General features: G+C 43.6%; 5 protein-coding genes. 1 reads left to right on the top strand and 4 read right to left on the bottom strand.

What is annotated here, in order from left to right:
- Positions 1-69: 69 nt before the first annotated feature.
- A complete protein-coding gene (locus tag MHI60_RS16970; RefSeq protein ID WP_144484332.1) occupies positions 70-2,229 on the bottom strand; it encodes a molybdopterin oxidoreductase family protein in 2,160 nt (719 codons plus the stop codon).
- A complete protein-coding gene (locus tag MHI60_RS16965; protein ID WP_144484334.1) occupies positions 2,226-4,475 on the bottom strand; it encodes an FAD-dependent oxidoreductase in 2,250 nt (749 codons plus the stop codon). Before MHI60_RS16965 ends, MHI60_RS16970 begins: the two co-directional genes overlap by 4 nt.
- 170 nt (positions 4,476-4,645) lie before the next feature.
- Between MHI60_RS16965 and MHI60_RS16960 the strand changes: the two genes are divergently transcribed.
- Entirely contained in the window at positions 4,646-5,848 is a 1,203-nt protein-coding gene (locus tag MHI60_RS16960) for a nitrate/nitrite transporter (RefSeq protein WP_144484336.1), read from the top strand.
- A gap of 60 nt (positions 5,849-5,908) precedes the next feature.
- Here MHI60_RS16960 and gltD read toward each other — a convergent pair whose 3' ends face one another.
- Both gltD and gltB read right to left on the bottom strand, forming a co-directional pair.
- Positions 5,909-7,393, bottom strand: a complete 1,485-nt coding sequence (gene gltD / locus MHI60_RS16955; protein WP_024428371.1) for a glutamate synthase small subunit — start codon at positions 7,391-7,393, stop codon at positions 5,909-5,911.
- A gap of 16 nt (positions 7,394-7,409) precedes the next feature.
- A complete protein-coding gene (gene gltB, locus MHI60_RS16950) occupies positions 7,410-11,981 on the bottom strand; it encodes a glutamate synthase large subunit (protein WP_144484338.1) in 4,572 nt (1,523 codons plus the stop codon).
- Between the last annotated feature and the right edge of the window lie 44 nt (positions 11,982-12,025).

Genomic DNA, 12,025 nt, shown 5'->3' with positions numbered 1-12,025 from the left:
GAAAAAACACCCCTCATGTGATCATTTTTTAGAAAGTACCATAATCTAAACATAGATGGAAAATACATGTTAAAATTTCTCACATAGTTTTTCATTCACGTAGGCTGACAGCTGTACAGGACAATATTTAAAACCTGGCATTTTACTGTACGGATCTAGTTGATCATCAATTAATTGATTAATTGATTGATGTTTGCTCCAATGAAATGGAACAAATATGGTATCTTTTCGAATGGTGTCTGAAATGCGGCATCTGATGATAACACTTCCTCTTTTTGACTTGATGGTCACGAGCTCCCCGTGCTGAAGTCCATACGTTTTCGCTGTGTCAGGATGAAGCTCTGCATATGCTTCAAACTGTCTGGCAACAAGAGAGGTGCTCCTTCTTGTTTGAACGCCTGTTTGGTAATGAGCCATCACCCTGCCGGTCGTTAAATAAAGAGGGTATTCTTGACTGACGGGTTCCTTTGCAGCCTTTTTTCCGTGTGTGACGACGGCAAACTTCGCTAAACTGTCAGAATGTGAGAATGCATGTTCAAATAATCTTTCAGTTCCCGGGTCTGCTAAATGAGTACAAGGCCACCTTATGCCTTGTTCCTTCCTTAGCCTTTCATAGGTTATGCCTGAATAATCAGCCTTTGCACCTTTCGTTACGGCTCTTAATTCCTCAAAGATCTCTTCTGCGGATGAAAAGGAAAAATGGCTGTCTTTGCCTAATACAGCTGCTATTTCACAAATGATTTGCCAATCGTGCTTTCTTTGGTGTTTAAGTGGATATGTTGCTTCTCTAAGCGTAACGCGCCCCTCTATGTTTGTCACGGTACCTTCATCCTCTAAATATGACGAAGCAGGTAAAATTACATCTGCCAGTGCAGCTGTCTCAGACATAAATAAATCAACAGCAACAAAAAAGGACAAGTTCTTGATGGCTTGCTGAATCAAGTGCGCGTTCGGCCCTGACTGGACAGGATTTGAGCACATTAAAAAGAGCGCTTTGATCTCACCTGCCTGCATTTTTTCAAACATCTCAAAAGCAGACACGCCCTTTCCTGGGAGTTCTTTTTCATCAATGTTCCATCGTTCAGCCATTTCTTTTCTATGAGCAGGGTTTGAGATATCTCGATATCCTGGGAGCTGATCTGCTTTTTGCCCATGCTCTCTTGCTCCTTGGCCATTTCCCTGGCCGGTTATTGCGCCATAGCCGCATCCAAAGCGGCCGATCTTCCCAGTAACAAGCAGAATATTCAGGAAATTACGCACAGAGGCTGTACCGTCTATTTGCTGCTCAATGCCTCTTGCTGTAAAAATCATGCCTGTCTTTTCTTGCGCGAATTTCCTTGCTATTTTCTGCATCACATCAATCGTCACGCCAGTTTGCTCAGCAATGTCTGACAAGGAGATGCGTGAGATGTGCTCCTTTAGTTCTTGGAAACCTGATGTTCGTTGATGAATAAATGATTCATCGATTAAATGCTCATGCAGTATGATGTGTAATATCCCGTTTGCCAAGGCGGCATCTGACCCTGGTTTTAGGCTGACATGTAAATCGGCTAATTGGGCTGTCGGAGTTTTGCGCGGATCAATGACGATGAGAAATGCGCCATTGTTTTTTGCCTCTTCAATGTAGGGCAGGAAGGTTGGCTGACATTCCGCTATATTCGTTCCAACCAATATCAACACCCGTGCATGCTTGATGTCGCTTAAAGGAAAGGTCAGACCACGGTCAAGTCCGAATGTTTGATTTGCGGCAGTTGCTGCCGAAGACATACATAGTCTGCCGTTATAATCGATGTATTTCGTTTTCAGCGCCACCCTTGCAAATTTTCCGAGTAAGTACGCTTCCTCATTTGTAATTGATGCGCTTCCGTACACACTGATCACATCATGGCCATGCGACAGCTGAAGGGATTCTATGTTTGTTTTGATTTCTTCGAGAGCCTCCTGCCATGTCGCTTTTACAAATTGTCCGTTTCTTTTGATCAGCGGATGATTCAGGCGATCTTTATGAAGCGCGTGCTGGTGTGCATGCTGTCCTTTCATACAAAGTCTTCCGTGCGTAGTTGGATTGTGTACACCAATCGTTTGGTAGCGTGTTCGCCCTTCCACATGCTGCTCGATTAATTGCATTTTGCACTGCATACTGCAAAAAGGACATTGGGCTGGGAACACTCGCTTTTGTTCTTCCTGCTTTGATTTTTGCTGGGCATATTGTAAAAAAGATTGACTCATACCTTCACATCCTTATGTCTTACATTTCCTTGTCTTCTTTGGTCAAATTGCGCACAGAGCTCTTCACTTATTTCCTCATCAAGTAACTTTTCTCGAATAGAAATGTTCCCTTGCCGGGAAAGCCAATCGCCAATGGATTCTTGAAAGTAAGCATTTTTTCTATACTCTTCAAGCAGCGCTTTTAAAAAAGGAATAAGCTCACTTGAATGAGCCAAGGTGTAAAAAAGCTGGCCTCCTATATAAATGTTCCATTCACCCAGCTGCTTTTTCAGACAGATGTCATCAATTAGAGCAAGTTTACACGTGCAAGAAGCACCGGTGATATGAATGGATGTGACAGCTGGTAAAAGTGTATCTTCCACTTGTCTTTCCAGCTCCATCACAAGTGACGTGACAGCTGGATCGTCACAGTCGCATGAAAGGATATGAGATAGTCTTCTTTTCTCATTAGGCATAATTGGCCAATGATTTTTGACGATTTGTGCCGCATGTTTTGACACACCGATGAGCCGTATTCGTTTATGCTTTGTCAGCTCTGCCTGCTCAATCAGCCTGTTCTCTAACAAAGACGTAATGATTTTCAAAAAATCCAGATCAAGCCGGCCCCCATATAATTGAGGAGTCAACATGTCTTCCTGCTCAGCAGCACCGATTTTTTCCACCGATCCTTGAAATTGCTCGAGATAGTATTGAATGGCCGGCCGGCAGTTGCCGCAGCCGTGATTCGTTTTCCATTGAAAATGTCTTCTTATTTCTTCAGCATTCACCGGCTGCTGCTTTTTAATAAACGAAAAAATGGTCTGCTCCTCTACTTCTGTACATGGACAAAAAAAGGCCAGCGATTCCGTTTGTTCATGTGATGGTAACTGGCAGCAAGCACGGACGAGCTCTTGACAGCCGCCGCACCCAGTTGCTGCTCCTGTCTTTTTTTTCACCTCGTCTAAGTTTGTCAGCTGATGAACCGAAATGCTTTTTAAAATCGTCTCTTTTGTAACGGTTTGACATTGGCAGACGAGGTCTTCCATTTTTAATGAATCTAGTGGGGATGATGGCTTTTCATGAAGGACTTTCATGACCACACTTTTATCACGTCCCACTTTTACATCTTGCAAAAGCTGATCGGCATTCCCCAGCTCTCCGACGAATAAAATACCTGCCAGCGCCTGACGTTCAAAGACGAATTTTTTATACACCTCTTGCTCTTCATCTAAATAAGTCACAGCTGACATAAACGGAGAATGATGTTCAATACATCCAGCAGAATAAATCGGCAAATCAGGTACTTTTAATTTTGTTGAGTAAATGGGCTTTGGTGTATGTGTGATTTTTTCTCCTAAAAGATGCTTAGCGAGCACGCTTGCTTGTTCATAAATGGGCTGAACAAGACCATGCACCATCCCTTGGTGCTCTGCACATTCTCCAATCGCATAAATATTCGGGACATTTGTTTGCATCACGTCATTAACGACAATGGCTTTTCTCGTGTGTATGCCATGATTCTCTGCAAGCTGTATATTCGGACGGATACCTGTTGTAAAAATAACAAGATCAGCATCCACGATGTCGCCATTTTTCAATAGAACGCCTTCTACCCTCTCACCGCCTAAGCATGCAATGGTATGGGCATTTGTTTTCACCTGAATGCCCTTTCGTATGAATTGTCGCTCTAATAATCCGGCAGCTGTTTCATCTAATTGGCGCTGCATCAGCCGCTCCGTATGATGAATGATGGTCGTTTCCAGCCCCGCAATCTGCAGACCAGCAGCCACCTCCACACCAAGGACGCCGCCTCCGATCACTGCTGCTTGTTGATAATGCACCGCATCCGCACAAATGGCCTCATAATCATCAATTGTCCGAAAAGCGTATATCCCTTTTTTGGACACACCCTGAATAGGAAGAAAATTTGGCGATGAACCCGTTGCAATGACGAGCTTGTCATAGGAAATTTCCCGGCGCGCATCTGTCATGACACACTTTTGATTTGTATCGATATGTACAACTGATTCTCCTTTGTACAATGTGATGTCATGCGCGGTGTACCATTCTTTTTCCTTTAGTTGAATTTCAGCGAATGATTCGCTTTTTTGTAAAATCGACGAAAGTTTTATGCGATTGTAGGCAGAGTGCTTCTCTTTTCCAATGACTGTTATGGCATAATGTTCTGGCTGCTTTTGAATGATCTCTTCGATACATTTCATACTCGCCATGCCGTTTCCGATAAACACAAGTTTGCGTTTTGCCATCTGAAATCAACCTTTCTAAGCCTCTTGCTCGAGCACATTGTATGGATTGATTATGGCATACACTTGTAAAAAAGTGTTTATTCATGTCAATTTTTCTCACATAATACTTTCATTACATAAGTGAACTCGCTATCTTTAAGTCAGAAAATTCAAAATGGAGGAGGCGTTTTATGAAACTCTCAGAATTAAAATCAAGTGGTCATCCTAAGACATTGTTTGGTTCCTTTTTATATTTTGATGTAAGCTTTATGATTTGGGTTTTGTTAGGGGCGCTGGGTGCTTTTATTGCACAAGATTTTGCTTTATCAACCGTAGAGAAAGGCATGATTGTGGCCATTCCAATTCTATCTGGTTCTTTTTTTCGGATTGTGCTTGGTTTATTCACCGATCGAATAGGACCTAAAAAGACTGCAGTGATAGGAATGCTTTTAACGACCATTCCGCTTATTTGGGGGTTTATAGCTGGTACAACCCTTTCAGAGCTAGTACTGATAGGGATTTTGCTTGGAGTAGCAGGAGCAAGTTTCGCTGTTGCTTTGCCAATGGCAAGCCGCTGGTATCCTCCTCACTTACAAGGAGTAGCCATGGGGATTGCAGGCGCCGGGAATAGTGGAACACTAATCTCCACCTTATTTGGTCCAAGGCTTGCGGAGATTTACGGGTGGCATGCCGTAATGGGGTTCGCTCTGCTTCCGTTAAGTCTTGTCTTTTTGTTTTTTATTTTCACTGCTAAAGATGCACCGAATCAGCCTGCTCCTCAGCCGATTCGGTCGTACTTTTCAGTATTTCAAGTGAAATCGACTTGGTTTTTCTGTTTGCTTTATGCGATCACATTCGGAGGGTTTGTCGGGCTTTCCAGTTTCCTCAGTATTTTCTTTGTAGATCAATATGGGGTTTCGAAGATTCATGCTGGTGATTTTGTGACCCTTTGTGTGGCGGCAGGCAGCTTCTTTCGGCCTGTGGGCGGTCTCATTGCCGATAAAATAGGCGGAATGAAAGTACTGCTTGCATTATTCGGAATCATCGGCATCTGCTTAGGAGGAGTGAGCAGTCTTCCAGCTTTACCTGTGGTTATTGCGCTTTTATTTGTGGGGATGATGTGCCTTGGGATGGGGAATGGCGCTGTTTTTCAGCTGGTGCCTCAAGTATTTCATAAAGAAATTGGGATTGTGACCGGAATTGTTGGGGCTGCTGGAGGCGTTGGCGGATTCTTTTTACCTAATATTCTTGGCAGTTTAAAAGAATTGACTGGCTCATATACGTTTGGCTTTTTGACCATTTCCCTTTTTGTTCTTATTGTCTTCCTCTGTTTAGTCGTATCGCAGCTTAAACGTAAAAAAGTGTTGATCAACCATACCATTTCTGAATCATAAAAAGCCATGACCATACGCTGGTCATGGCTTTTCTTTATATTGTAACACCCTTTGTTTGACCTATTTTGGCAGAACCGAACTCCCCATTAAATAACGGTCTACCTCGTGCGCCACTTGTCTGCCTTCATTAATTGCCCAGACAATCAAGCTTTGCCCGCGTCTTGCATCTCCCGCTGCAAATACGCCTTCTACATTTGTTGTATATTCCCCATATTTTGCGTCAATGCGATTGTTTTTGCTGTCCACGCCAAAGTGTTTCACAAGCGGCTGTTCAGTTCCCTCAAAACCAATTGCAATAAAGACGAGCTGAGCAGGCCATACCTTCTCTGTCCCTGGAATTTCATGAAATTCAAACTTCCCTTGTTCGTTTTTCACCTTTTCCATTTGAATGGTATGAAGCTCTTTTAATTTCCCATTTTTATCTGCCACAATCTTTGTGGTTTGAATTGAATATTGACGCGGATCTTCTCCGAATTTTGCTTGTGCTTCTTCATAAGCATAATCCAGCGAGAAGACATAAGGCTGTTCTGGCCACATGTTATCCCCTACACGTGTATCCGGAAGCTTTGGATGCTTCCCGAATTGAACAACACTTTTTGCTTTTTGGCGAAGTGCAGTTGCGACGCAGTCTGCACCTGTATCTCCTCCGCCAATCACAATCACGTCTTTTCCTTTTGCATCAATGAAGTTTTTGTCTTTAAATCCTGAATCAAGCATGCTTTTCGTTGCGAGGGTTAAATAATCCATCGCAAGGTGAATCCCTTTTGCTTCCCGGCCTTCAATCAACAGATCACGCTGCTTTTGTGCACCTGTACAAAGGATAACTGCATCAAACTGCTCTTTCAGTTCGTCGGCAGTTATATCTACGCCGATTTCTGTGTTCGTCACAAAGTCAATGCCTTCTTGTCTTAGAAGTTTGACTCTTCGCTCGACCACTTCTTTGTCGAGCTTCATATTCGGAATCCCGTATGTCAGCAGTCCGCCAAGACGGTCAGAACGTTCGAACACTGTTACAGCGTGCCCTGCTTGGTTTAATTGATCAGCACTTGCAAGTCCTGCTGGTCCTGAGCCGACAATGGCAATTTTCTTCCCTGTACGGCTTGAAGGGATTCTTGGTGTGATCCATCCATTTTCAAAGCCTTTATCAATGATCGTGCGTTCGATATTTTTAATCGAAACAGCTGGATCATTAATAGCGACTGTACATGAACCCTCACAAGGCGCAGGACATACTCTCCCAGTAAACTCTGGAAAATTATTTGTTTTTTGCAGTCTTTCGAGAGCTTCTTTCCATCTCCCGCGATAGACAAGATCATTCCACTCTGGAATTAAATTGTAGATCGGGCAGCCAGACACGCCGCCCCTGATCTCCATCCCAATTTGACAAAACGGTGTTCCGCAATCCATACATCTAGCGCCCTGCTTCTTCAATACGTCATCTGTATAAGGAGCTGAATATTCTTTCCAGTCATTTTGACGAGTGAGAGGGTCACGTTCATTTGGCTTTTCTCTTTTATAATCCATAAAACCTGTTGCTTTGCCCATTGTCCTCTCCCCTTTCTTAATGAGCGAGGGCTGCTTTTTGCCCGTTTGCCGTTTCTTGATTTTTCGGTTTTGTGTTTGCTTCAAAGGCAAACATCACCGCTTCTTCATGACTGAGGCCCGCTTGTTTTTGTTCTTCGATGCTTTGAAGCATCATTTTGTAATTTCTCGGGATGACTTTGATGAATTGATCCTTTTCTTGCTCCCAGTTTTCAAGAAGTGCTGCTGCTTTTGAGCTGTTTGTATAATCAAGGTGTTCCTTAATCATTTGCTTTACTTCTTGTTCTTCTTCATGATCTGTGAGCTTTTCAAACATGATCATTTCCATGTTACACATTCTTTTGAACTGTTTTGCATCCGATGTATGGATGTAGGCCACACCGCCAGACATACCTGCACCAAAGTTTTTCCCAACATCTCCTAAAATGACGACACGTCCACCAGTCATGTATTCACAGCCGTGATCTCCGATTCCTTCAACAACGACATGTACACCTGAATTACGAACAGCAAATCGTTCACCAGCACGCCCGTTAATATAAGCTTTTCCGCTAGTTGCACCGTAAAATGCGACGTTACCTACAATGACGTTTTCATGTCCATTTTGTACAAAGTGATCAGATGTTTTCACAGCAATTTTGCCTCCTGAGAGTCCTTTGCCGATATAGTCATTTGAATCACCTGTTAAATAGAGAGACATGCCCTTTGGCACAAATGCGCCGAAGCTTTGTCCAGCTGAACCAGTGAATCTTAATGTGATTGTATCCTCTGGCAAGCCCTCTTCCCCGTAGCGCTTAGACACTTCACTGCCAGTAATGGTTCCGGCCACACGGTTAATATTGCGAATGTTCAATGATAGATCAACCGGTGTTTGATGATTCAGCGCTTCTTGCACATAAGGAAGGATTTCATTCATATCCAGCGATTCGTCAATTTTATGATTTTGTGGTGTTCTGAATGTCCGCGCTCCTTCTGGCTGATAAAGCAGTGTTTCAAGGTTTAGCTGACCTGCTTTCCAGTGAGCTTTTGCTCGTTCACTGACCGCTAGAACATCCGTGCGTCCAATTAATTCATCCATTGATGTAAAGCCGAGTTCCGCTAAGATTTCTCTTACTTCCTCTGCAATAAACATCATGAAGTTCACAATGTGATCAGGGTTACCCATGAACTTTTTGCGAAGCTCTGGATTTTGTGTGGCAACACCGACTGGGCAAGTATCTAAATGACATGCTCTCATCATTACGCAGCCCAGCACGACAAGTGGAGCTGTCGCAAAGCCATACTCTTCTGCTCCTAAAATCGCAGCCATCACAACGTCGCGGCCAGTCATTAACTTTCCGTCTGTTTCAAGAACGACTCTCTCGCGAAGACCGTTTAACACAAGAGTTTGATGCGCTTCTGCCAATCCAAGCTCCCAAGGAAGCCCTGTGTGTTTAATACTCGTTTTCGGTGAAGCTCCTGTACCGCCATCATACCCGCTGATGACAATGACGTCCGCAGTTCCTTTTGCTACACCTGCTGCAATCGTGCCAACGCCGGCTTTAGATACAAGCTTGACACTGATGCGTGCATCACGATTCGCGTTTTTCAAATCATGAATCAGCTGTGCCAAATCCTCGATGGAATAAATATCATGATGCGGCGGTGGTGAAATCAACCCGACACCTGGCGTAGAACCACGTACATCGGCCACCCAAGGATACACTTTATTTCCTGGCAGCTGTCCGCCTTCTCCCGGCTTTGCTCCTTGCGCCATTTTAATTTGCAGTTCATCTGCATTGACCAAGTAATGACTTTTCACACCAAACCGGCCAGAAGCGATTTGTTTAATCGCACTTCTACGGTCATCACCGTGTTCATCTACTGTAAAGCGGGCAGGATCTTCCCCGCCTTCTCCGCTGTTACTTTTACCGCCAATTCGGTTCATCGCAATCGCAAGTGCCTCATGTGCTTCTTTACTTAAAGATCCAAATGACATGGCACCTGTCTTAAAGCGGCGCACGATGGATTCAGCAGATTCAACCTCTTCCAGACGAACCGGCTTTTGTTTTGGCTGAAATGCAAACAAATTTCTGAGGAAGCCGATTCTTTCTTCATCCGCTGCCTTTGTATATTGTTTAAATAAGTCGTAATCTTCATTACGGCATGCCCACTGGAGCGTATGGATCGTTTTTGGGTTAAAGGCATGGTGCTCTCCATTTTTTCTCCACTGGAATTCACTGCCTGATTCAAGTGTCTGGTCAGTTGCTGCTTGATATCCTGCTTCATGGCGAAGTTTCGCCTCATGGGCAATGGTGTCAAGATCAATCCCGCCAAGCTGAGAAGCTGTTCCTGTGAAATACTCTTGAATGACGTCTTCACTAATCCCGACTGCTTCAAAGATTTGCGCGCCTCTATAGCTCTGCACAGTGGAAATCCCCACTTTGGACATGACTTTGACGACACCTTCTGTCACGCTTTTACCAAACTTTGTAACAGCTTCATCAAAGCTGATCGAAATCGCTTCGTCTGCAATCAGCTGTTTGTATGTCTCATAGACAAGGTAAGGGTGGATCGCATCTGCCCCATAGCCAATCAGTGCGGCAAAATGATGGACCTCTCTCACCTCTCCAGATTCAACGATCAGACTGACCTTTGTCCGTAAGCCTTGACGCACAAGGTGCTGATGAAGTGCACTTAGCGCAAGAAGTGGTGGAATCGGTACTTTTTGTTCTGTCATTTCACGATCTGAAAGGATTAATAAAGAGACACCTTCTCTGATCGCTTTTTCCGCCTCTTCAAACATCGCATCCAGTCCGCGCTTTAAATCATCGGTGAAAAGTGTATGAATGGTTTTGCTTTTAAAGGCATTATGAACAATCGTTTTCAAGCCGTTAAATTGTCCGCTTGTTAAGACCGGTGTATAAAGTTTAATTCTTCGGCATGAATATTCATTTGGATGTAAAATATCGCCTTCAGCACCTAACCAAGTCATGGTTGATGTCACGAGTTGCTCACGAATGGCATCAATCGGCGGATTCGTGACTTGTGCAAACAGCTGCTTAAAATAATGAAAAAGAGACTGCGCACGATCTGATAACACAGCAAGAGGTGTGTCACTTCCCATTGAACCGATTGGGTCCTTGCCTTCCTCTAGTAATGGAATTAAATACTTTTGAATGTCTTCGTACGTATAATGGAACGCACGTTGACGTGTCAATAAATCATCCATTATACTAGAATTTTCTGAATTTTCTTCTGAGCGATTGACATGGACCATTTCTTCATCGAGCCATTTTTGATAAGGAAGTTCATTCGCAATGGTCGATTTCACTTCTTCGTCAGAAATAATTCGTCCTTCTTCTAGATCAATGAGCAGCATTTTACCAGGCTCAAGACGATCTTTATACTTCACATCTTCTTCATTCGTGTCGATCACGCCAACTTCAGAAGAGAAAATGATATGATCATCATTTGTGACATAATATCTTGCCGGTCTTAATCCGTTTCGGTCTAAGATCGCCCCGATTTGTTTACCATCCGTAAAGGAAATGGCTGTTGGTCCATCCCACGGCTCCATGAGAGAACTATGGTATTCATAAAATGCCCGTTTCTCTTTCGACATGTGCGTGTTTTCCGTCCAAGGCTCAGGAATCAGCATCATTGCTGTATGAGCAGGTGTACGGCCTGCAAGCACAAAGAATTCAAAGGCATTGTCTAAAATGGATGAATCACTTCCGTCTGCATTCAGCACTGGCAAAATCTTGTCTAAATCGTCTCCGAAGGCTTCAGATACGAATTGTTGTTCTCTTGCTCTCATCCAATTGATGTTTCCTCTTAATGTGTTGATTTCTCCGTTGTGAATTAAGTAGCGGTTTGGATGGGCTCTTTCCCATGTCGGAAATGTATTTGTACTAAATCTTGAATGAACAAGTGAAAATGCAGAAACAAATGTTTCATCCTGTAGATCAAGATAAAATGCATCAACTTGATCTGATGTTAAAAGTCCTTTGTATACGATGGTTTGGCTCGAGAGACTGACAAAGTAAAATTGCTTTTCCTCTCTTGTTCCCCAGTTCTCAGCCTGTTTACGAATGACATATAATTTTCGTTCAAATGACAAACGATCTGTGATGTTGTCGTTTGCTCCGATAAAGACCTGTCTCACAACCGGACAGCTCTTCGCTGCGACAGTCCCAATTTTTCCGGCATCGACAGGAACCGTTCTCCAGCCAATTAATGTTTGACCTTCTTGTTTAATAAACCCGTTGATTTTCTGTTCGATGGCTTGACGCGTTTTTTCGTCATCATCTTTTGAAAAGAAGACCATTCCTACCCCGTAACGGCCTTTTTCAGGAAGTGCAAATTCTTTGCAGTTCTTTCTAAAGAAAGCGTCTGGCAGCTGTACCATTAAACCGGCACCATCACCTGTATACGGATCACTGCCTTGCCCGCCGCGGTGATCAAGCTGGCACAGCATTTGTAATCCCTTTTTGACGATGCTATGTGTCGCCTCCCCTTTTAAATGGGCGTACAGTCCGATTCCACATGCATCATGTTCAAATTCAGGACGGTAGAGACCTTGTGGTTGTGGTAGTTGATTATAAGTCATCGTTTCTCTCCCCCGTTTAAAAGATCCGTTTTTTCACAGTAATA

Source organism: Bacillus sp. FSL K6-3200, from assembly GCF_038630485.1.
Lineage (GTDB): Bacteria > Bacillota > Bacilli > Bacillales > Bacillaceae > Bacillus > Bacillus safensis.
Note: the sequence above shows the minus strand (reverse complement) of the source record. Positions and strands in the feature narration are given on the sequence as shown.

Coding starts and splice junctions, on each gene's coding strand:
- gltB (WP_144484338.1), bottom strand. CDS start 11,981: ATGACTTATAATCAACTACCACAACCACAAGGTCTCTACCGTCCTGAA.
- MHI60_RS16965 (WP_144484334.1), bottom strand. CDS start 4,475: ATGGCAAAACGCAAACTTGTGTTTATCGGAAACGGCATGGCGAGTATG.
- MHI60_RS16960 (WP_144484336.1), top strand. CDS start 4,646: ATGAAACTCTCAGAATTAAAATCAAGTGGTCATCCTAAGACATTGTTT.
- gltD (WP_024428371.1), bottom strand. CDS start 7,393: ATGGGCAAAGCAACAGGTTTTATGGATTATAAAAGAGAAAAGCCAAAT.
- MHI60_RS16970 (WP_144484332.1), bottom strand. CDS start 2,229: ATGAGTCAATCTTTTTTACAATATGCCCAGCAAAAATCAAAGCAGGAA.